Here is a 21237-nt window from a genome sequence, read left to right as displayed (position 1 = left end):
CAGTTGTCAGCCGGGCCTGCCCTAATTTTCCGGTGGCGGCCAAATCCAGAACCACGGCCAAATCCAGAACCATGTGACAGTTGCCCGGCTTTGAGCGACTAATCGCAACGGGCTCGTTTCACCACCCGTGACTGTCGCTCAAAGCCGGGCAACTTTCCTATCCCCCGAGCCGTCGCCTCATCCCCCAGCCGTCGCCGCCCGGCCCACTCGGAAATTGCCGGAGACCCGCACAGGTGCGCTGGCCGCCAGTGTGAATTTGACGACGCGACACGCCCGTGTCACGTCGTCAAATTCACACTGGGCGCCTATTTTTCCATCCCCCACGACGCGGCGCAGCCCCTAGCGCCGCTTCGCGCGACAAATGGCAAGAGACCGCCGTAAGGCTGGCGCCGAGTCCATAGCCCGAATCAGATCTTCAGGTGCAGCACATCGGCCAGCGGTCGCCGCGGCGTGGGCACCGGAGGCTTCTCCAGAGCCGGCGCGCCACCGACGCGCACCAGCACCTGGGGCAGGTCATCGCCGCCGACCAACCCGGCGAGCAGCGCCCGGGCGGCGGGCACCTCGGTCAGATGCGTTACCGGGCAGGTCGCCAAGCCGGCCATCGTGGCTTCCAGCAACACCGTCGAGAGCGCCTCGCCGCAGGCCAGCGCATCCTCCGGCTCGTCGCTGGCGGTCGCCAACAGCACGATCTTCGAATGGTCGTCGCCGACCTCGATACGTCGTTCCCGGTTGTGGGTGACCGGGAAGGTCCGCCCGATGTCCACCCGATCGCTTTCGGCGGCCGAGACCAGCGCGCTCTCCGGAATCCCGTCGGAGACCTCGAACGGTGCTGTCCACCAGCCGAGTTCGGCGTGATACGACGAGTCGTACAGGCGCAGCGCCTCGGTGAGCTGGGAGGCATCGGCAAGCTTGGAGCGCAGCTCGTCGGCGAGCACGCTCAGTCGCACCGGGCCGGTCACGGTGTCGTGCAACACCGTTTCGAACGGCGCCCAGTTACTCGGCGCCATGAACGGCAGCCGATCGGTGTGACGCGTCAGGATCGCCCCGGCGCGATACCGGTCCAGTTCCGTGACCCGTTCCGCGGCGGTGAAGCCGATCGAGGCCAGGTGCTCCGCCTGCGCGGCATCCGGGAACCGCTCGACGTCGGCCGTCCAGCCGGCTGCGGCCATCGCCACCCGCAGGTGGTCGAGCACGGCGCCGCAACTGATCAACGCCTCACGCGCGGACTGGTCGCCGTGCACGGCGCGGGTCGGGTCCAGGTACAAATCCAGCCGGCCTCCGCCGGCCACCCATCGCCACGGCTGGCTGTTGTGCAACGACGGCGCCCGGCAGGCCAGCCGCACCGCTTCGGTGAGAACCTCGGAATCCACGGTCGTCTCCAGCATCAGCCACCTCCAACTGGGTCTGTCGACTTCAGGCTCCCAGCCAGCTCCCAGTCGCAACAGGGGCCGTTAGTCACCGGCCGGACGGCTTTGGACCCGCGTCAGTCGGGTTCAGAGGCAACCGCTTCTGGTTGACCCGCGCCCAAGCCGTTCCGGCCGCACCACTGTCAGATACGCCCTTAATTTGTTACTATTTATCGAATTGAGGTGGTAAATGACAGCAGCACGGAGGATATCGCGATCAGTCGCGCCGGTCGTAGAGCAACTTGAGCTTGACGGCGACTTACTGGTGCCGCTCGACCGGCTAGCTGCCATCATGCGCCAGGTCGGGCTTGAAGCCGACCAAACGGCCGCGCGCCACCTTGCCTACGAACTCCAACGTGAAGGCTGGCTGGGGCCACTGCGAACCCGACACGTCTGGGAATTCCTCCCGGGCGCCCGCGGCGGCGCCTACGGCTCTGGCGACCGCTTCATTGAGCTTCGTGCCCAGCTTGCCGTGAACCCATCCTGGCCTGGCGTACTCGCAATGGACTCAGCTGCATCCATACTCGGACTGGCGCAGCGGATCCCCGAACAGGAGGTGGTCGCCCTGCCTGTCGACACCTCGTTTCCGAAGGCACTCACCGGCGACTGGCGCTATGTCCGGATCGAGCTGTCCAAGCCAGGACTGACGACGATCAACGGATTGCCGTCCTGGAACATCGAGGGTCTGCTCGTCGGGATTGCGGCACGGCCCTCGGCCTACAAAGATGTCGCCGGCCTTGGGCAATGGCTGACGGAGTCGGTCATAGACGTGGACAAAGACACCGTCATCAGCCTGCTGAAGCCGATGCACCGCACAACAGCACAACGCGCTGCCTACCTCCTCGGAGCAGCCGGCAACGACTACTTGCGAGCCGCGATCCTCGCGACCTATCCGGCGAGGGGCACAGCGTGGCTCGGCCCTCGCATCGCCGGTCAGGGTGTCTTTGACGCCCTGACGCAAGTCAATGACACCCTGCTACACCCGTATCTCAACGTGGGTGGCGGCTCATGACCCGCATCACCGACGGCCACCTTGCGCGCCACTATCAAGGAGTAAAGGGCGGACGCGACGCTGCTCTGCTGGACATCGCGCAGGACCACGCCTTGCGCCTGATCCACAATGCCGGGCTATTCGACAGCGGCCTGGTGTTCAAAGGCGGCACGGCACTGCGGAAGTTCAGGGCGGGCAACGCCGGCCGCTTTTCGACCGACCTCGACTTCGCCGCGCCCGACGAGGACCTGGCGCTTGCCACCCTGCGGGCTCTCGACGGCGTTGAGATCGACGGATTCGCCTTCGCAATCGAAAATCTCGGCGACGACGGCCGGCGTGGAGACCTGAAGGTCGACACACCGTTCGGCCGCCCGCAACTGGGCGCCAAGGTGGAGTTGGCACGCCATGCACTGAGTTTGGAGCCCGAGACGCTTGATCCCGTGCACCTGCCGATCCACGATCGGTATGACTTCACCCTGCCTCCGACCCCTGTCGTACGGGCCGAGGAAGCCGTCTCCGAGAAACTCGCGCGATACCGTCGCGTTTCCCTGGCCCGCGATCTCTACGACCTGCAATGGTTTGCGACCTCGCGGGTGATCGACGAGGCGCTCACCCGGCGGCTGTGGGTTCTCAAGGCCTACCGCGACGTCGTCGTCGACGGACGTGGCAACAAACCTGTCGATCCCGACGAGGTGCTAAGACCACGCGACCCAAGCGAATTCCAGCGTGAGGATATCGGCTACCTCACCAAACCTGTGCGTCTCAAAGAGTGGATCGCCGTTGTGCGTCAACGCTACGGCTTTATCTCTCGCCTGGACGCAGACGAACGACACTGGGCTCAATGCAACGAGCGAGACCTCTACCAGGTCCAAACAGCGCTGGCGTCGCTGAGGGCCGCGCACCTCAAACCCTAGGTTTGGGTGTGCCGGACGCGGAACAGACTCACCTCGCTCTTGATGCCCTTGAGGTGGCGTCCGCCGGCGAACGACCACTGGAAGGCGTCGGATTCGGTCAGCGCCACCCGCACCGGCTCCGCCACCAGCACCGTGCCCGGCCGGGCGACCCCGGTGATCCGGCTGGCGGTGTTCACCGGGCTGCCGAACCAGTCCCCGACCCGGCTCACCGCCTCGCCGGAGGCGATACCGGCACGGAGCCGAGGCAGGCTGTCGTCGGCCTGGGCCGCCTCAACGAGCCGCAGCACCGCGTCGACCAGCGGCGCAGGCTCCGGGCACACGAACATCACCGCGTCGCCGATAGTCTTGATGAATCGCACCGGCGGAACGGCGATCTCGCGTCCCAGCACCGTCAAGCGCTCGGCGAGCTGAACCAGCTCCTCGGGCGGCACCATCTCCCCGAGCCGGGTGAAGCCGACCAGGTCGGCGAACGCGACGGTGATCTGCCGCGCCCCCGGCAGCGGTGCGCCCGCCAAGCGCTCGCTGGCGGTGACGGCGTCGATGTCGAGCTGATGACGCAGCTGCATCATCAGCATGTCCTGGACGAACGGGCCCAACATCGGCGCCAGCCCGGCCACCAGGTCCCGCGACCGCTGAGCGATCTGCAGCTCGGTGACACCCGGTTCGCCGATCGCCGACAACACCGTGAAGCGCATGAATTCCGCGGTGTGCGCCAACCCGTCGGCCAACAGGCGAGCGGTCTGCAAGGCCTGCTCGGCATCGATGCCGGCGTCTATGAAGCGGCGCGCATGCATGGCGATGCTGGCGTCGGCACGCATCTGCGCCGGGGCGTCCGGATCCTCCATCCAGGGCAGCCCGACCGCCCGCAGCAGGCGCTGCAACTGATCGAGGTCGACTCCGGTGGACTCGCTGATCTCGCGAGCCGAGACGTAGGTGCCGTCGTCGCCGACCAGCCGTCGCGACGCCAACAGCATCGGTGAGACGTTCCCGCGGATCTCCTCGGCGGTGACGCCCTGCCCCAGCAGCCATTCGATCAGTTCGGCGCGCTCAGCACGCGCGGAGCCGTCCAGCCCGTCCAGCAAGTCCTCGATTTCGGGGTCAGCCACGCCGCAAACGTATCTCGCGGCAGACTGACGGAGTGGCTGAAGTCTTCGATGCGCTGACCCCCGCTCAACTCCGTGCCCGCAACACCATCAAGTGGAATCACTTCGGTCCCGACGTGCTGCCGCTGTGGATCGCCGAGATGGACTTCCCCACCGCGCCCGCGGTGCTCGACGGGGTGCGCGCCTGCGTGGCCAACGAGGAGTTCGGCTATCCGGCGCTGAGCTCGGATGCGTTGCCGGTGGCGCTGACGCAGTGGTGCCTGCACCGCTACGGCTGGTCCATCCAGCCGGAGTGGGTGCGGGTGGTGCCCGACGTCCTCAAGGGCATGGAGGTGGTGATCGAGTTCCTCACCCGCCCGGAGAGCCCGGTGGTGTTGCCGGTGCCGGCCTACATGCCGTTCTTCGACCTGCTGACCGTCACCGGCCGCCAGCGCGTGGAAATCCCTATGACACAGCAGGATTCGGGCTGCTACCTGATGGACCTGGACGCCCTGGACGCCGCGTTCGCCGCCGGGGCGGGGTCGCTGATTCTGTGCAATCCGAACAACCCGCTGGGCACCGCCTTCACGGCCGAGGAGCTCAGCGCGATCGTGGACATCGCCGCGCGCCATGGCGCCCGGGTGATCGCCGACGAGATCCACGCCCCGCTGGTCTACGACCGGCCCCATGTAGCGGCCGCCGCGGTGTCGCCCGCCGCCGCCGACACCGTCATCACGCTGATGTCGGCCTCCAAGGGCTGGAATTTGCCCGGGCTGATGTGCGCCCAGGTGATCCTGACCAATCCGCGCGACGTCGAGGCGTGGCGCAGGATCAACATGCTGCACACGATGGGCGCCGCCACCGTCGGCATCAGCGCCAACCTCGCCGCCTACCGCCACGGCGGACCGTGGCTGGACGCCCTGCTGCCCTACCTGCGGGCCAACCGCGACCACCTCAGCCAAGCGCTGCCGGCAGCGGTGCCGGGCCTGCGGATCAGCCACCCCGAGGCCACCTACCTGGCCTGGGTCGATTTCCGGGAGCTGGGACTGCCCGCCGAACCGGCCGAGATCCTGCTGGCCGACGCGCGGGTGGCACTGAGCCCGGGTATCCCGTTCGGCGGCGGCCGGGGCTTCGCGCGGCTGAACTTCGCCACCACCCGGGCCATCCTGGACCGGGCGATCGAGGCGATGGCCGGTGCGCTGACCTGACGCATTACCGTGGCGGGCATGTCCTGCGTGTTCTGCGCCGTGGTCGCCGGTGATGCGCCGGCGGTGCGGGTTTTCGAAGACGACGACTACCTGGCGTTTCTCGACATCCGGCCGTTCACCCGCGGCCACACCCTGGTGATCCCCAAGCAGCACTTCGTGGACCTCACCGACACCCCGGCGGCCACCCTGGCCGGCATGCTCACCGTGGGGCAGCGGATCGCCCAGGCCGCGCGCAGCTCGGGGCTGCACGCCGACGGCAACAACCTGGTGATCAACGACGGCCGGGCAGCCTTTCAGAGCGTGTTCCATATCCACCTGCACGTGGTCCCGCGCCGTGACGGCGACCGGCTGTCCTTCGCGAAAGGCCTGCTGGTGCGCCGCGATCCGGACCGCGAGGGCACCGGGGCGATCCTGCGGTCGGCGCTGGCGAGCAGCGGCAGCTAGCGGGCAGACTCGAGGGTATGGCTCATCTATCCCTGATCGACAAGGTGGGCGTCCGAGCGCTCGGCCTGCACAGCCTGATCTACCAACAGACCAACGGCTGGATCGGCCACAAGGTCCCGGGCCTGCCTCCCAACCTGTTGCTGCACACCGTGGGCGCGAAGACCGGCCAGCCGCGCACCTCGGCGCTGAGCTACGCCCGCGACGGCGACACATACCTGATCGTCGCGTCGATGGGCGGCGCGCCGCGCTCCCCCGGCTGGTACCACAACCTCAAGGCCAATCCCGAGGTGGAAATCAACGTCGGGCCGAAGCGCCTGCGGACCATCGCGCAACCGGTGCTGCCCGACGACCCGGACTACACCCGGCTGTGGCGAATCGTCAACGCCAACAATGCCAATCGCTACGAGGCCTACCAGCGCCGCACGACCCGGCCGATCCCGGTGGTGAGGCTCACGCCGGTGCCCGCTACTTAATAGGCGTTATTTCCGAGAGTAGTCCGTTGTTCTGCTTTGCTCAGGTATCACTCAGCTAGTACTTTGGGGCGATGAGTCGTCAGGGCGGGCCGGGTAAGTCGCAGTCAGCACGCCGGCGCCTGGCGGGAGCCGGAGCGGCGGTCGGCACTTTCCTGGCCGTCGGGCTGACGCCCGCGACCCCGTCGGCACACGCCGACGGGATGGACTTCGACTGGCTGGTCGACATGTTCACGCCGGTCGCCGGAGTCGCCGCCGACACCACTCCCCTCGACTCCGCGGCATGGTTTGACCAGCTCTTCTACGACCCGTTCCACACCTCCATCGAGAACTGGATCAACAGTGACTTCGGGTCGATGGTCAACGGCTGGATCAACACCGCCTCCGGGCAGTTCCTGATCGGCGACGGCACGGACGGAACGGCGGAAAACCCCAACGGCGGCGCCGGCGGCCTGTGGTTCGGCGACGGCGGTGACGGCTTCGACCAGAGCGCCGCCGGGGTGGCCGGCGGCAACGGCGGGGCGGCCGGCATGTTCGGCGACGGCGGGGCCGGCGGTGACGGCGGGGCCGGCGCGGCGGGCGGCATCGGCGGGGCCGGTGGGTCGTTCATGGGCAACGGCGGTGTCGGCGGCACGGGCGGAGTCGGTGTCGACGGCGCGGCCGCCGGTACCGGGGGCGCCGGCGGCGATGCCATCGCCTGGCTGTTCGGCAACGGCGGCGCCGGCGGCATGGGCGGAACGGGGTCCGTGGGCGCGGGCGCGACCGGAGCAACGGGCTTCACCGGGGGCAACGGATCGCTGGGCGGTGCCGGCGGTGTGGGCGGGTCCAGCCTCTCGGCGCAGTACGGCGACGGCGGCCGCGGTGGTGCGGGCGGTAGCGGAGGCACCGGCGGAGCGGGCGGAGCCGGAACCGCTGGGATCGACGCGACCATCGCCGGTGGGGCCGGCGGTAACGGCGGCGACGGCATGCAGGGCGGCAACGGCGGGGCCGGCGGCAATGGCGGGGCCGGCGGCGCCTCGGCCAACGGGGTCGCGGGTCTGCAGGGTGCCGGCGGCAACGGCGGCAACGGTGGGTCAGGCGGCGCGGCCGGCGACGGCGGGGCCGGCGGCAACGGCGATGCGAGCAACCCCAACGGGGGGCGCGGCGGCAATGGCGGCGCCTTCGGCGCCGGAGGATTCGGCGGCGACGGCGGGGCGGGCTCCGTCCACGGCGCCAGCGGGGCGACCGGGACCCCCTCGGACTACGCGGGGAACGGCGGCGCGGGCGGCAACGGCTACGACGCGGCTTCCGACCCCAACGCGGCCCCGGGCACCAGCGGCGGCAACGGCGGCGCCGGCGGTACCGGCAGCCTGCACGGCAACGGCGGGGCCGGTGGCGTCGGCGGCAACGGCTCCAACGGCGTCAACGGTGGGCCCGGCAGCATCGGCGGGGCCGGTGGCAGCGGTGGCAACGGCGGCGCCGGCGGCGCCTCGCTCGGCGACGGCCACGGCGGAGCGGGCGGAGCCGGCGGCAATGCCGGCAACGGCGGCACCGGCGGCAACGGATCGGCGGGGACCAACGCCACCACCGCCGGCGCGGCCGGTGGCAACGGCGGCAACGGCATGCAGGGCGGCAAAGGCGGGGTTGGCGGCAACGGCGGCGCCGGCGGCACCTCGGCTGAAGGAACCGCGGGCCAACAGGGCGCCGGCGGGAATGGCGGCAACGGCGGGACCGGCGGCACCCCCGGTGACGGCGGCAAGGGCGCCAACGGCAATGCCAGCAACCCCAACGGTGGCCGCGGCGGCAACGGCGGCCAAGCGGGTGCCGGGGGCCTCGGCGGTGCCGGCGGGACTGGCTCGGTCAACGGTGCCACCGGCGCGACCGGATCGGCATCGACCGCGCACGCCGGGAACGGCGGCGCCGGCGGCAATGGCTTCAACGCCGTCACCCCGGGCGCCAGCGGCGGCAACGGCGGCGCCGGCGGAACCGGCAGCCTGCACGGCGACGGCGGCGCGGGCGGAAATGGCGGCAACGGCGCCACCGGTGCCAATGGCAACCCGGTTCTTAATAACGGCAACGCCGGAGACGGCGGCAACGGCGGCAAGGGCGGAGCCGGCGGCAACTCGCTCGGCGACGGCAACGGCGGCAAGGGCGGAGCGGGTGGCAACGCCGGCAACGGCGGCCGCGGCGTGGACCAGAGCCAACTGCCCCCCAGCGCCACCCTGCCCGGCAGCGGCGGCGACGGCGGCAAGGGCGGTGTCGGCGGGGCCGGCGGCAGCAGCGCCTACGCACATGGAACCGGCACCGGCAATGGCGGCGCCGGCGGCGCGGGCGGAGCCGGCGGCAACGGCGGCGGCAACGGCATCGCCACCCTGGACATCGCCAACAGCGTCCCCTACGGCAGCGGCGGCGACGGCGGGGCCGGCGGCGTCGGCGGCAACGGCGGGCTCGGCGACACCGGAGCACTCGGCGGCGGCACCGGCTTCAACGGTGGAAGCGGCGGGGCCGGCGGCACCGGTGGTGCGGGCGGCTCGGCCTACACCGGCAGCGTCGCGCTGCACGAGCACGGCACGTTCGGCACCAACGGCAACGGTGGCGCCGGGGGTGGCGGCGGTACCGGTGGTGGCGGCGGCATCGGCGGGGCCGGTGACGACAGCGCGGGCGGCACCGGTGGCAACGGCGGCAACGGCGGGGCGGCCGGTAACGGCGGGGCGCCCGGCTCCGGGTTCAACGCCCAACCCGGTATCAACAAGGCTCCGGTCGGCATCGGCGGGGACGGCGGGAAGGGCGGCGCCGCCGGTTCCGGCGGGTCCGGCGGCAAGGGCGACACCGGCTTCAACGGCGGCACCGGCGGAAACGGCGGCATCGGCGGCGCGGGCGCCAATGGCGGAAGCGCCACCGGCACCTACTACGCGCAGGGCTCCAGCGGTGGTGACGGCGGAAACGGCGGCGCCGGCGGGAACGCCGGAGCGGGCGGCACCGGAGGTTTGGGCGCCCACGCGGGCAGCGGCGGCAACGCCGGCGCGGGCGGCCACGGCGGCAACGGTGGTGACGGCGGAGACGCCACGCTGGCCGGGACGAACGTGCACGGCGGGGCGGCCGGTGACGGCGGCGACGGCGGAGCTGCGGGTGCGGTGGCCGCCGGCGGGCTCGGAGCCAACGGCGGCAGCGGTGGCGACGGCGGCGACGGCGGTAGCGGCGGGACCATCGGCAGCCACGGCGCCAACGGTGCCGGCGGGGCCGGCGGGGCCGGTTCGGGCTCCGGGCACGCCGGCGCGACCGGCGGACCCGACGGCCCGGTCAACGTCACCGTCCCGCTGTACCTGCAGAGCGGCGGCATCAGCCCGATCGTCTACATCTCGATCAACGGCGGGCCGCCGGTACCGGTCCAGATCGACACCGGCTCCACCGGTCTGACGATTCTCAACAGCGCCGTCGGCAACCCCGGTGGCCTCGGCGATGTGCTGCTGTCCGGCAACTCCAGCTACGCGGGCCTGGGCAACAACAGCTACGGCTTCCAGACCTACAGCACCACGGTGGGTTTCTGCGACAAGGTTGCCTGCTCAGGCGACATCGTCACCGACCCGACCGCCGTCAACGTAGTCACCTCGTCGTCGAACGCCCTGATGACGCAGTACTTCAACCAGTACGGCATCGTCGGGGTGTTGGGCATTGGGCCCAACAACGGCCACGCCGGCACCTCGACGATCATCTCGGCGCTGCCCGGCGCGCTCAACCAGGGCGTGCTCATCGACGAGCAGACCGGTCAGCTGACCTTCGGGCCGAACCCGCTGACCCCCGAGATCTCGGTGCCCGGGTCGCCGTTCGTCGACACGATGGTGTCGATCAACGGTGGCGCCCCGGTGGCGGTGTCCACGTCGCTGGACTCCGGCGGCATGTACGGCAGCATTCCGCAGTCGCTGTTCCCGCAGCTCGGGGTCGGTTCGCAGGTGCCGGCCGGCACGGTGATCTCGGTGTACAACGCCGACGGCAGCACCTTGCTGTACTCCTACACCACCACCAACAACGGTCCGTATGTGACGTCGGGCGGGGCGGCCAACAGCGGCTATTACCCGTTCTCGGTGAACCCGGTCTACATCGACTACCGGCCCAGCGGTTTCGGGGCCACCATCATCAACCGCTGAGCCGTCGCGAGGTAGCACGTGTGCTACCATGGGGCATGGAAACGGTTGGTCTACGCGAACTGCGCCAGAACGCCTCCGATCTGGTTCGCCGCGTCGAGGACGGTGAGGAAATCACCATCACCGTGGCCGGTCGGCCAAGCGCCCGGCTCGTGCCCGCCGCACCACGGGCGTGGCGGCGGTGGACCGATATCGCCGAACTGTTCAACGGCCCGGAAGATCCGGCATGGAGCGACGATCGTGAGACGATTGAGCACGCGATAGCCGATCCGTGGAACGCGCGTTGATCGCCATTTTGGACACCAGCGTCGTCATCGCCACCGGCGTCGCGCCCCTGCAAGGCGAATTGGCCGTCAGCACAATCACTCTGGCCGAGTTACATTTCGGGGTTCTGGTCGCGAAACTCCCGGAGGTCCGCGCCGAGCGGCTGCGTCGCCTGTCGGTCTTGCAACGCAGCTTCGACGCACTGCCGCTCACCGGGAGTGTGGCCGCCAGCTACGGTCAAATCGCCGCGGCGGTCACCGCGGCCGGCCGTCAACCGCGGGCCCGCTCAATGGACCTGCTCATCGCGGCAACCGCACACGCTCACTCAGCCAGGCTCTACACCCGCAACCCAGCGGATTTCGCCGGCTTGGACAATCTGCTCGAAGTAGTCGCGGTTTAACCGAGCGCGGTGGTTGCGGCGATCAGCCGACAGACGGACTGCTACAGCAGCTCCTTGGCCAGCAGTTCGCAAGTGCGTTCCCGGCCCGGCGCGGTGGCCGGATCGGTGCCGCGGTACGCCGAGGCGACCGGGTTGATCATCACCTCGTCGACCGCGAAGTGCTCCGCCAGCGCGCTGAGCTGCTCGGCCGCCTCGGCCGGAGTGCCGACGACCGCGCGCCGCAGCCCACTGTCGATGATGCGTTGTTCGGAGTCGGAGACCGCTGCCGCCTGCGCATCCTCGACCAGATCGACGGCGCCCAACGGTCGACCGGTCCGCAACCGGGCCATCATCTGCAGGTTGGGCAGCATCAACGCCGTTGCCTCGTCGCGGGTTTCGGCAACGGATGCGTTGACGGTCAGAAACGTCGTCGGCTCCGCACACACGTCGCTCGGCGTGAAGTTCTCCCGGTAGTAGGCCAGCGCCTCCTCGGTGCCCTGGCCGGAGAAGTGGTGGGCGAACACGTAGGGCAGCCCCTTGGCCGCGGCCAGTCGCGCCGAATACATGCTCGATCCCAGCAGCCACAGCTGCGGCTCGCCGACGGCGGCCGGGGTGGCCTTGAGCAGGTAGTCGCCGTCACGCAACTGGACCTGCACGCCGCGGCTGCTCATCATCGCCCGTACGTGGTCGAGATAGTCGGGGAAGTTCGCGATGTCTTCGTCGCCCCGGCCGGAGCGCAGCATGACGGAAGTGACCGGGTCGGATCCGGGCGCCCGGCCGATGCCCAAGTCGATGCGCCCGGGTGCGGCGGCCTCCAACAGCGCGAACTGTTCGGCGACGGCCAGCGGGGCGTGATTGGGCAGCATCACGCCGCCCGAACCGAGCCGCACCCGCGACGTCTGCGCGGCAAGGTATGCGAGCAGTACCGGCGGGCTGGTGGCCCCCACCGAGGGCATGTTGTGGTGCTCGGCCACCCAATATCTGGTGAATCCGAGGCGGTCAGCGGTTTGTGCCAGCCGCACCGTCGCGGCCAGCGCATCGGCGGTGGACTGGTCGGTACGGACCGGGACGAGATCAAGAACGGAAAGACGCACGTTGGCTACAACGCGCGACACTCGGTATGGCTTCCCACTTCCCTCCCACTCGGCGACGCGCCCCGGTGATGAGTAATTACGGTATAATTACTGCGCGTGTTGGCGTTCGAGTTCGATCCAGCCAAGAGCGCTGCAAACCTGACCAAGCACGGCATCGACTTCGATGTTGCACAGTCCATTTGGTCCGACCCCCGCCGCATCGAAGTGCCGGCACGCACGACGGATGAGCCGAGGTGGATGGCGATCGGGCAGATAGACGGCCGATGCTGGTCCGCGGTATTGACCTACCCGAGATGACCACGTGCGGATCATCTCCGTACGCCGCTCGCGCGAAGGAGAGGCAGCGATCTATGAAAGCTGACGAGTTCGACGAACGATTCGACAACGGCCAGGACATGGCCGCCGCTCTCGACACCGCACGGGCACGCCGCCCGGGCGAGCAGCACCGCCGAGTCAACGTCGACTTCCCGGTCTGGATGATCGCCGAACTCGACCGCGAAGCAACCCGACTCGGAGTCACCCGCCAGTCGCTCATCAAAGTCTGGATCGCGGAGAAACTTGACCACGGCGGTCACACCGCGGCCTGACCGTCGAGCGCCCGGTCAGCCCCTCAATCCCGCCAGCCGAGCCGCGTCGCCAAAGATGTCGTCCAGCATGGCCGGGGTCAGCCGTCCGGTGAACATGTTCTGTTGGCTGGGGTGATAGCAGCCCAGCAGCCGCAGCGCCGGGCCGAGTTCGGCGACCGCTCCGTGGCCGAACTTCGGTTTGGGCTTGGGCACTTGGCCGGCGGCAATCCGCAGCGCGATCTGCCAGGCGAAGCCGCCCAGCGCCACCATCACCCGCACGTGGGGAGCGATCAGTTGCCATTCGGCGTCGATCCACGGCGCGCAGGTGTTGCGCTCGACCGTCGTCGGAGCGTTGTCGGGTGGGGCGCAGCGCACCGGGGCGATGATCCGGATGTCGTTGGCGTGCAGCCCATCCGCGGCGTCGACGCTGGTGGGCTGGTTGACCAGGCCGGCCCGGTACAGCGCGGCGTACAACTGGTCGCCCGACCGGTCGCCGGTGAACATCCGGCCGGTGCGGTTGGCGCCATTGGCAGCCGGGGCCAGTCCGACGATCACGATCTTGGGCTTCGGCGAGCCCCAGCCGGGCACCGGCCGCCCCCAGTAGGGCTGGTCGGCGAAGGACTTTCGCTTGGTGACCGCGACCTGTTCGCGCCAGGTCACCAGTCGCGGGCAGGCCCGGCAGACGCTGATCAGCGCGTCGAGTTCGTCGATCGAGGCGGCTTGGTCGGCCAGCTGCACCACCCGCGCGGCGTCGACGGCCTGCGGCGTTTCCGGGGTTGCCGGGTCACCGGGCCAGCCGGCGCCGGGCGGCACCGGGGAGTCGAACAGCTGACCGGTCCGGGGGTGGTTGAGCATTGGTCTACTGTGCACGCTCTTAGATCCGATGCCCACTCCGGCATGGCGCGGAGGCGCAGGGCCGGCTCAACAGGAACGCGGGTCGGCGCTCTCCGACAAGTTGTCGCGGATCTGCGCATAGGCGTGCGCGAACAGGTCCACGTCGCGCGCACTGAGCAGGTCGAAAAGGTTGCGCCGCAACGTGGCAACGTGCCCGCCCGAAACCGACTCCAGCTTCGCCAGCCCGGAGTCGGTCAACTCGGCGAACCATCCGCGTTTGTCCTCGTCGCACCCGACGCGGCGCAGCCAGCCCGCTCTGGCCAATCGACTCACCGCACCGGTGGTCCCGCTACGGGTCGTGACCGCCGCCTCGGTGAGCTCGCCCATCCGCAACCGGCGTTGCCGCGCCTCGGACAACAGCACCAGAACCTCGAAATCGGCAAAGGTGATCCCGCCGTCGGCGACCAGCTGAACTTCGAGCTCCCGCAACAGCAGCCGGGTGCTGTCCAGGTACCCCCGCCACATCCGCTGTTCGGCTTCACTGAGCCATCGGATCTCTTCCGCCACGACAACCCGTCCCTAATTCCCAGCGGTGGCGACCCCGGAGTACGACAGCGCCCGCCCGTTGCGCTGCTCCCATAGCCGATAGACGTCGACCGCGTCGTCGCGAGAGTCATGCCGCATGGGCAGCCGCCGCTGTTCCCAGGGCTTGGCGAACTCGTCGTAGAAGGTGTTGAACTCGAAGTACTTTCGGTCGTCGACGTAATACGGCTCGTAGGCCTCGCGGGTGGTCAGGAAGACGACCTCGTCCGGCGAGCAGTAGTACAGCGCACCCAGGCACATGGGGCACGGCTGCGCCAGGATGTAGATGGTGGCCCCGGTCAGGCTTTCGGTGCCCAGCGCCGTGCACGCCTGCCGAATGGCGAGGATCTCCGCGTGCGCGGTGGGGTCGTTGGTCTGAGCGACCCGATTCGGGCTCTCGGCCAGAATCGCACCGTCCTTGACGATGACCGTCGCGAACGGACGCCCGCCCTGCTCGACGTTACGGCGGGCAAGCTCAATGGTGTGTTGGGCGAAGTCCATGTCGGCTTCCAGGAAGAGTGTGCGGGCATGCCTGTCAGGCTGCCGCAGCGCCCGCTATAGCGTCCAATACTTGTTTCCGATAAACGCGATAGATGTCGTCAATCGATTTCGCGGGCGATTTCCGCCAGCATCCGGCTGAATGCCTGCGCGGCCGCCGAGTGGTAGGCCGTGGCGCGCACCAGCGCCACCACGGTCCGGGTGGGAAGGCGCGGCACCAGCGGCACCGGATGCAGATCGCGATGCTCGCGGGCGATCGCGTCCGGCAACACGGTGGCCAGCGCGCCACCGCGCACCGAGGCCAGCAGCGCACTGATCGAATTGGCTTCCACCGCGATCCGCGGCGCGACCCCGCGGTCGGTGAAGTAGGCGTCGATCTGCAGCCGGGTGGCGAAGTCGGTGTTGAGCAGGCAGAGCGGCTCGTGGGTCAGCCGGGCAACCGGTAGCGGCGTCGCTCTGGCCGCAAAGGGGTGACCCGGGCCGACCACCAGAGTCAGCGTCTCGGTGAACAGCACGGTGTGCTCGATCCCGTCGGCGTGCGGGCCCGCGAAGGCGATGCCGAGGTCGAGCCGGTCGGCGAGCAGATCAGCCTCGATGCGGTCCTGGGTGTCCTCGCGGACCGAGAGCGTGATGCCGGGATGGGCGGTGTGGAACCGGTGCACCAGCGGCCCGATCAGGTAGGCGGTGAACGTCGGCGTCATCGCCACCCGCAGATGCCCGCGTGACAGGTCCTGTACGTCGTGGACCGCACGTTCGCCGGCGTCGAGATCCCGCAGCGCCAACCGAGCATGCTCCGCATACGCCTCGCCGGCATCGGTCAGCCGTACCGTGCGCCCCGAGCGATCCAGCAGCTCCACGGCCAGCGCGCGCTCGAGCTGCTTGATCTGCTGCGACAGGGTGGGCTGGGAGATGTGCAGCGCCTCGGCCGCGCGGGTGAAATTCCCGTGCTCGGCCACCGCGAGCAGATACCGAATGTGGCGCAGCTCCATCGGCCGACTATAGGTGCCATCGATCGAGATGACGGGCATTACGTCCTAGCCGCTATTGCCGATGGTCGGGCAGCGACTAGGAGGACAGTTGCTCTGCGGTCGCCCGGATCTCACCGATGTAGCGGTCCCGGTCGGCGGCACTCACGTCTCGCCGCAGCGGCCCCAGCTGCAATTCGTAAGTCGCTACGCCCTTTTCAAACACCGGGGCAGCCAGATAGCTGACCGACAGCGGCTGCGTACCGGCAAGTTGCGTTGCGGTATAGGGGTTTCCGTTGACGCCGGTCAGCAGCTCGAAGACCCGTTGGCGCAGCGCGGTGCGGCGTGGATGCTCGGCCAGCAGCTCGACCACCTCGGCAAGCACATCGAGCGCCTCCAGTCCCAGGCCGCCAAGGCCGAACACCACCACGCCGTTGCGGCGCACCTGGTCCAAGGCGTCGTCCAGCACGTCGCGACCGACGTCTTGCGCCGATGCCAGCCACTCCTGCTGGGCCTGCGCATCGCGGTGTGCGACCACGCTGACGCCCACAGGTGCGATCAGTGGCAACCGCACCCCCACACCCACGCCGGCCGGGATGCGCCCGCGGCCGCGAACCAGGGTCAAGAAGCTCAACTCGGTCGGCCCCACCAGCGCCAGTCCGGCCCCGCAGCCGGCCCGCTCGGCCATCTGCTCGATCAGGTGTGCGCCCTGCGTCGACAGCGGCCACAACCGCCGCACCGTCTCGGCGACCCCGATCAGCCCGGACCCCAGGGTGTAGCTGCGATCGGCCCGCCGCGACGCCCATCCCGCCTGCTCCAATGCCAGCAAGATCGACGTCACGGTGGCACGGTTCAACTCCAGCCGCGCCGCGATCTGGGCGACTGAACTGGGCTGTGTCTGCGCGGCCAACAACCCCACGATGGCGACCACCCGATCCGTGGGCGGCGAGCCCGGCCGCTTCTCATCGTCTCGCTCGGCGGGCCCGTCCATCGCCCTCCTCGTGTCTGGCATGCAGAAGATCACCGATCGTACGGGCCTCGGCGCCGACCCTTGTGCACACGTCCACCCAGCGGTAGCGTCCCGTCACATCGTACTTTCAGTTGTCATTCATGTGACAAATAGTTGTCACATCTGACCGCAGAGGAGCCCCATGGCCACCCGATGTACGGAAAGCTCCCGCCGCGCGCTGTGTACCGCCGGACTGGCGGCGGCCGTGGTGGCCGGCACGGCGGCGATCACGATCCAGCCGGCCCCCCTGACGCGCTCCACCCCGGTGGCGTTGACCTCGGTTTCGGCCGCCGTGCAGCAAGCGATCGACGATCTGCTGGCCGTGATGCAGCAGGCCGCGGCCGACGACGCCGCGCTGCCGTTCGCCACACCCGACGGCGTCGCCATGCTGATGACGGGTCTGCAGAACACGAACTACGAGTTGCTCATGGCCGGGATCTCTCGCGTCACCGAGCTGTTCGACGGCTGGTTCTTTCAGTCACCCGAAGTGCTGGCCGGTGACGCCGCCGATCCGCGCCAGTACTTCCAGTTCTTCACTCCCGACATCTACTACCACGCGACCGCTGGCCTGGCCCCGGGCGCAACCTACGAGCTGACCGGCCACCTCGGCGGCGGCACCGAAGCATTCGCCATCGCCACCGAACAGATCACCGGCTCGCAGGCCGTCAGCAAGGAGAGCCTGGAACTCGGCACGAACTTGGTGGTCAATCCCGACGGCACCTTCACCGTCTACATCGGCCCCAACGCGCCCAGTGGCGCGGTCAACTTCATCGACGACGACAGCGCCACCATCCAGGGAGCCGCCTCCCTGCTGGTCCGCGACGTGCTGGGCAATTGGGCCAAAGGCCCCAGCGACATCAGCATCCACTGCATCGCCGATTGCCCGCCGTTCTTCGCCATCCCCGAAGGCGGGTTCTTTCCCAGCGACGACACGACGACTCCGCCGAAGATCACTTCGATCGACGACGCGCTGACCACCCTGTTCAGTGCCTTCGCCAAGATCGCCGGGCCGTTCAACACCCAGAACATGGGGCTGGCCCAGATCGCCGGAATCCAGGAGCCCGCCAACACCATGAGCCCGCTGGCCACCGAGACCAGCCTGTTCGCGACGGGGCTGCCCAGTGCGGACGTCTCGGCGGGGAACTTCGATCTGGCCCCCGGTGAGGCGCTGATCGTGAAAGTCCCCGATGTGGCGGCCGCCTACAGCGGCATCGAGCTGATGAACGTCTACGGCGCGGCGCTGCCGTTCACCCTGGCGCAGACCACCCTCAACAACACCACCGCCTACCAGGCCGCCGACGGCTACACCTACTACGTGGTGAGCGCCACCAACCCCGGTGTGGCGAACTGGCTGGACACCGGCGGCGTCGCCAACGGCGAGATCTTCGCCCGCTTCGAAAACCTCACCGCCGGAACCGATCCCACCGGCCTGGAGGTGACGACTCAGGTGGTTCCGGTGTCCGATATCGCCGACTACCTGCCCGGCGACACCCCGACCGTCAGCGCAGCCGAATATGCCGCCGACATGACCCAGCGAGTGCTGTCCTACGACTACGCCCTGGACGTGTCGCGAATGCACGCCCAACCGGCCTGGTTGATCCAGGAAATGCTGTTCTCCGGACTCAAGGGCCTGATCGGCAGCGACAACTACGCGGCGGTGTTCGGTGAGGAACCCGTCACGCCGTTGGCCCTGCGCTTCACCGATGCCCTGAGCCCGGACTGGGCCGCCGTCTGGCACGGGTTCACCAGCGACCCCCTCGGCAGCCTGGCCGCGGTGGCCAACAATCTGCCGCTGCTGTGGAGCGATATCAGCCTGCCGTTCCAGCTGGCGGGGGCGCAATCGCTGCTGTCGCTGCTTTTACCGGGAGGCTCGCTGCTCGACGACGCCCTGTTCGACCCGAACGGTGGGATCGTCGCCGGGTTGCTCAATGCTCGCGACGACTTCGCCACGACGATCCTGACGGCCAACGACGCCTGGCCCACGGAAGTGGGCGAGCAGGCTGCCCAGCAGTGGGCGAACATGTCCGACTTGGTCGATCAGACTGCGCCGATGGACCTGGGCTCATGGTTCTCGTCGCTGTTCGACGCCGGCTGAGTCGATCCGTCGCGGCGCGGCCGGACCCCGCAGCTCCGTAGGATCACCTGCGTGAACGCCGACGCGCTGACCCAACTGATCGCCGATCTCCCCGAGGGCATGGTGGTCACCGACCCGACGATCACCGCGGGCTACCGGCAGGACAATGCGCTGGACCCGTTGGCGGGCCAGCCCCTGGCGGTGGTGCGGCCGCTGCGCACCGAAGAAGTACAGACGGTCATGCGGTGGGCCAGCGCGCATCGGGTGCCGGTGGTGACCCGCGGTGCCGGCACGGGCCTGTCCGGCGGCGCCACCGCGATCGACGGCGGAATCGTGTTGTGCACCGAGAAGATGCGCGAGATCAGCGTCGACCCCGTCACCCGCACCGCGGTGTGCCAGCCGGGCCTGTTCAACGCCGAGGTGAAGAAGGCCGTCGCCGCCTACGGACTGTGGTACCCGCCGGACCCGTCGTCGTTCGAGATCTGCAGCATAGGCGGCAACATCGCCACCAACGCCGGCGGCCTGTGCTGCGTCAAGTACGGCGTGACCACCGACTACGTGCTGGGCCTGCAGGTGGTGCTGGCCGACGGCACCGCGGTGCGCCTGGGCGGGCCACGGCTCAAGGACGTCGCCGGGCTCTCGTTGACCAAGTTGTTCGTCGGCAGCGAGGGCACCCTCGGGGTGGTCACCGAGGTGACCCTGCGGCTGTTGCCGGCTCAGCCGAAATCGGCTGTGGTGGTGGCTACTTTCGACTCGGTGGCCGCCGCGGCGGAGGCGGTGCTCGACGTGTCCGGGCGGCTGCGCCCGTCGATGCTGGAGTTCATGGACTCAGCGGCGATCAACGCCGTCGAAGATCAACTGCGCATGGGCCTGGACCGCGAGGCCGCGGCCATGCTGGTGGCGGCCTCCGACGAGCGCGGCCACGCGGGCGCCGAGGATGTCGAGCTGATGGCCCGGGTGTTCACCGAGCACCACGCCAAGGAGGTGTTCTCCACCGACGACCCGGTCGAGGCCGAAGGATTCGTGGCGGCCCGGCGGTTCTGCATCCCGGCGGTCGAGGCCAAGGGCCCGCTACTGCTGGAGGACGTTGGGGTGCCGGTGCCACGGCTGGCGGAGCTGATCACCGGTATCGAGAAGATCGCCGCCGAGCGCCGACTGCTGATCTCGGTGATCGCGCACGCCGGCGACGGCAACACCCACCCGCTGATCGTGCACGACCCGAATGATCCCGACCATGTGCAACGCGCCGAGCTCGCCTACGGCGAGATCATGGACCTGGCCCTGGCGCTGGGCGGCACCATCACCGGCGAGCACGGCGTGGGGCGGTTGAAGCGCCCCTGGCTGGCCGAGCAGCTGGGGCCCGACGTGATGGCACTGAACCAACGGGTCAAGGCCGCGCTCGACCCGCTGAACATCCTCAACCCGGGTTCGGGGATCTAGTCGCTTCCTGCGCGAGCGTGCGTATTTCCGGAAATTCGCTCGGTGTGTCGACCGGGGACACGCACGCTCGCGAAGAGGGCGACCGACCATTATGGTCGAATTTCCACGGCGGCAAGGAAATTGGCGGTCAAGTGTTCGCAGATGCTGTCGACATCGGGCAGCATGAAGTCGAGCGCGTCGGGGAACGCCGGACGCATCAGCATGTGGATGAGCATGGGTCCGAGAAGTTGCTGGATCAGCACCAGCAGCGGCTGATCCTTGATGCGTCCTGCGCGGACCTCTGCCTCGAACCAGGCTCCGAGCGTGCCCAACATGCGTGGAGCCGTGTAGCGGGTCAGTGACTGCACCGTGGCACTTTCCGGCCGCGAGTACACCTCCGCCAGCATCGCGGGAGCGACACGGGGTTCACGGCTCAGCGCGACCGCTATGGTGCGGTAAATGCCGTGCACTGTGGTACGGAGGTCATCCGGTACGGCGGCAAGATAATCTTCGATGTCGCGGATGGGACTGTACTGGTCGAACACTGCGCGTAGCAGTTCGTCGCGTCCGCCGAAAACGGCGTGCAAACTGAACACCGAGCAGTCGGCGCGCTCGGCAATGCTGTCCAGAGTGGTTGCCGCCAAGCCGTTCTCGCTGATCAACTCGGCGGCCGCGGTAAGTGCTCGCACCCGTACCGGGGGCCGGCCGCCGGGGTCGATGCCGGCGGCACGGACCGCGGCATCGAGAACCCTGCGGGATCCGCCCAACCTGCGAAGTAGCGTGCTGCGGGACATCTGGGCTTCGGCGGCGATTGCGCTGACCGGAACTTCAGCAATGTCGCGTTTGAGTGTCTCGGCGGCGCGCACCGCGGCCTCGATCAGCTCTGGCGCAACGGTTTCCACGGGCTTGGTGGCGGT

21 protein-coding genes are annotated in these 21237 nt (G+C 69.1%); 12 read left to right on the top strand and 9 right to left on the bottom strand.

Going from position 1 to position 21237, the window contains the following annotated elements; translation table 11 throughout:
* Positions 1–407 precede the first annotated feature (407 nt).
* On the bottom strand, positions 408–1385 hold the full coding sequence (locus tag K3U94_RS06890) for an Acg family FMN-binding oxidoreductase (RefSeq protein WP_220696014.1): 978 nt from the start codon (positions 1383–1385) through the stop codon (positions 408–410).
* A gap of 211 nt (positions 1386–1596) precedes the next feature.
* Between K3U94_RS06890 and K3U94_RS06885 the strand changes: the two genes are divergently transcribed.
* Positions 1597–2418, top strand: coding sequence for a type IV toxin-antitoxin system AbiEi family antitoxin (locus K3U94_RS06885; RefSeq protein ID WP_220696013.1), 822 nt, complete (start codon positions 1597–1599; stop codon positions 2416–2418).
* Complete coding sequence (locus K3U94_RS06880) at positions 2415–3311, top strand: nucleotidyl transferase AbiEii/AbiGii toxin family protein (protein WP_047320106.1); 897 nt, start codon at positions 2415–2417, stop codon at positions 3309–3311. Before K3U94_RS06885 ends, K3U94_RS06880 begins: the two co-directional genes overlap by 4 nt.
* Here K3U94_RS06880 and K3U94_RS06875 read toward each other — a convergent pair.
* A complete protein-coding gene (locus tag K3U94_RS06875; protein WP_047320107.1) occupies positions 3308–4417 on the bottom strand; it encodes an adenylate/guanylate cyclase domain-containing protein in 1110 nt (369 codons plus the stop codon). The genes K3U94_RS06880 and K3U94_RS06875 overlap by 4 nt on opposite strands.
* Positions 4418–4449: 32 nt before the next feature.
* Here K3U94_RS06875 and K3U94_RS06870 point away from each other — a divergent pair, with 32 nt between their 5' ends.
* The 6 genes from K3U94_RS06870 (at position 4450) to K3U94_RS06845 (ending at position 11300) form a co-directional block, all read left to right on the top strand.
* On the top strand, positions 4450–5601 hold the full coding sequence (locus K3U94_RS06870; protein WP_220696012.1) for a MalY/PatB family protein: 1152 nt from the start codon (positions 4450–4452) through the stop codon (positions 5599–5601).
* 18 nt (positions 5602–5619) lie between these two features.
* Positions 5620–6045 carry an HIT family protein gene (locus K3U94_RS06865; RefSeq protein ID WP_220696011.1) on the top strand — a complete coding sequence of 142 codons (426 nt, stop codon included), beginning with the start codon at positions 5620–5622 and terminating at the stop codon, positions 6043–6045.
* A gap of 17 nt (positions 6046–6062) precedes the next feature.
* On the top strand, positions 6063–6518 hold the full coding sequence (locus K3U94_RS06860) for a nitroreductase family deazaflavin-dependent oxidoreductase (RefSeq protein ID WP_220696010.1): 456 nt from the start codon (positions 6063–6065) through the stop codon (positions 6516–6518).
* Between the two features lie 71 nt (positions 6519–6589).
* A complete protein-coding gene (locus tag K3U94_RS24295) occupies positions 6590–10639 on the top strand; it encodes a PecA family PE domain-processing aspartic protease (protein ID WP_220696009.1) in 4050 nt (1349 codons plus the stop codon).
* 35 nt (positions 10640–10674) lie between these two features.
* On the top strand, positions 10675–10923 hold the full coding sequence (locus K3U94_RS06850) for a type II toxin-antitoxin system Phd/YefM family antitoxin (RefSeq protein WP_220696008.1): 249 nt from the start codon (positions 10675–10677) through the stop codon (positions 10921–10923).
* Entirely contained in the window at positions 10920–11300 is a 381-nt protein-coding gene (locus K3U94_RS06845; RefSeq protein ID WP_220696007.1) for a type II toxin-antitoxin system VapC family toxin, read from the top strand. The genes K3U94_RS06850 and K3U94_RS06845 overlap by 4 nt, the downstream gene beginning before the upstream one ends.
* A gap of 41 nt (positions 11301–11341) precedes the next feature.
* On the opposite strand, the gene K3U94_RS06840 is transcribed toward K3U94_RS06845, so the two are convergent.
* Positions 11342–12373: an LLM class flavin-dependent oxidoreductase gene (locus K3U94_RS06840; RefSeq protein WP_220696703.1), complete on the bottom strand. Its 1032-nt coding sequence runs from the start codon at positions 12371–12373 to the stop codon at positions 11342–11344.
* Positions 12374–12469: 96 nt separating this feature from the next.
* On the opposite strand from K3U94_RS06840, the gene K3U94_RS06835 reads away from it, so the two are divergent.
* Positions 12470–12670, top strand: coding sequence for a BrnT family toxin (locus K3U94_RS06835; protein ID WP_230987460.1), 201 nt, complete (start codon positions 12470–12472; stop codon positions 12668–12670).
* Between the two features lie 53 nt (positions 12671–12723).
* Positions 12724–12960 carry a type II toxin-antitoxin system BrnA family antitoxin gene (brnA, locus tag K3U94_RS06830; RefSeq protein WP_047320114.1) on the top strand — a complete coding sequence of 79 codons (237 nt, stop codon included), beginning with the start codon at positions 12724–12726 and terminating at the stop codon, positions 12958–12960.
* Positions 12961–12975: 15 nt separating this feature from the next.
* On the opposite strand, the gene K3U94_RS06825 is transcribed toward brnA, so the two are convergent.
* From K3U94_RS06825 to K3U94_RS06805, 5 genes are all read right to left on the bottom strand, one after another.
* Positions 12976–13794 (bottom strand): uracil-DNA glycosylase, encoded by an 819-nt coding sequence (locus K3U94_RS06825; RefSeq protein ID WP_047320115.1) that lies wholly within the window; start codon positions 13792–13794, stop codon positions 12976–12978.
* 66 nt (positions 13795–13860) lie between these two features.
* Positions 13861–14298, bottom strand: a complete 438-nt coding sequence (locus K3U94_RS06820) for a MarR family winged helix-turn-helix transcriptional regulator (protein WP_047320157.1) — start codon at positions 14296–14298, stop codon at positions 13861–13863.
* Between the two features lie 54 nt (positions 14299–14352).
* Complete coding sequence (locus K3U94_RS06815) at positions 14353–14856, bottom strand: nucleoside deaminase (protein WP_047320116.1); 504 nt, start codon at positions 14854–14856, stop codon at positions 14353–14355.
* A gap of 98 nt (positions 14857–14954) precedes the next feature.
* Positions 14955–15842: a transcriptional regulator CynR gene (gene cynR / locus K3U94_RS06810; RefSeq protein ID WP_047320158.1), complete on the bottom strand. Its 888-nt coding sequence runs from the start codon at positions 15840–15842 to the stop codon at positions 14955–14957.
* A 76-nt stretch (positions 15843–15918) separates the two neighbouring features.
* Positions 15919–16809 (bottom strand): helix-turn-helix domain-containing protein, encoded by an 891-nt coding sequence (locus K3U94_RS06805; protein ID WP_220696006.1) that lies wholly within the window; start codon positions 16807–16809, stop codon positions 15919–15921.
* 160 nt (positions 16810–16969) lie between these two features.
* Here K3U94_RS06805 and K3U94_RS06800 point away from each other — a divergent pair, with 160 nt between their 5' ends.
* Entirely contained in the window at positions 16970–18922 is a 1953-nt protein-coding gene (locus K3U94_RS06800) for a hypothetical protein (protein ID WP_220696005.1), read from the top strand.
* Between the two features lie 51 nt (positions 18923–18973).
* On the top strand, positions 18974–20341 hold the full coding sequence (locus K3U94_RS06795) for an FAD-binding oxidoreductase (protein WP_220696004.1): 1368 nt from the start codon (positions 18974–18976) through the stop codon (positions 20339–20341).
* A gap of 89 nt (positions 20342–20430) precedes the next feature.
* Here the strand turns inward: K3U94_RS06795 and K3U94_RS06790 are convergent, their stop codons facing one another.
* A complete protein-coding gene (locus K3U94_RS06790; protein WP_230987458.1) occupies positions 20431–21186 on the bottom strand; it encodes a TetR/AcrR family transcriptional regulator in 756 nt (251 codons plus the stop codon).
* Positions 21187–21237: the final 51 nt, after the last annotated feature.

Source organism: Mycolicibacter heraklionensis, assembly GCF_019645815.1.
GTDB classification, from domain to species: domain Bacteria; phylum Actinomycetota; class Actinomycetes; order Mycobacteriales; family Mycobacteriaceae; genus Mycobacterium; species Mycobacterium heraklionense.
The sequence above is the reverse complement of the archived record's forward strand: the minus strand, read 5'-3'. Positions and strand labels throughout refer to the sequence as shown.